Raw genomic sequence first — 428 nt, 5'->3', positions numbered from 1 at the left:
GCCGGCAACTGGTCGGTGTCGGCCTCCTGGAACGTGCCGGGCGACGCGGTCTCGGGCGTCTACATCGCCAAGCTGACCCGCCAGGACGGCACCGCGGGCGAGAACCAGATCCCGTTCATCGTCCGCGACGACAGCAGCCACAGCGACATCGTCTTCCAGACCGCCGACCAGACCTGGCAGGCCTACAACGGCTGGGGCGGCGCCAACTTCTACGGCGGCAACGGCCCCGCCACCGGCCAGGGCGCCGGGCGCGCCTACGCGGTCAGCTACAACCGCCCGATCGCGACCCGGGGCGGCGTCGGCACCTATGCCGGGCCCCAGGACTACCTCTTCGGCGCCGAGTACGCCTCGATCTCCTGGCTCGAGCAGAACGGCTACGACGTCTCCTACATGGCCGGCGTCGACGCCGACCGCTACGGCAGCCTGCT

General features: G+C 71.0%; 1 protein-coding gene. It reads left to right on the top strand.

Translation table 11 applies throughout. The features are described from left to right. Window positions 1-428 (top strand): N,N-dimethylformamidase beta subunit family domain-containing protein (locus tag DT057_RS35220; RefSeq protein ID WP_162501635.1); only part of this gene is annotated, 428 nt, incomplete at both ends.

Source organism: Methylobacterium crusticola (assembly GCF_003574465.1).
In the GTDB taxonomy this organism is placed as follows: domain Bacteria; phylum Pseudomonadota; class Alphaproteobacteria; order Rhizobiales; family Beijerinckiaceae; genus Methylobacterium; species Methylobacterium crusticola.
This window is presented reverse-complemented; position numbering and strand designations above follow the sequence as displayed.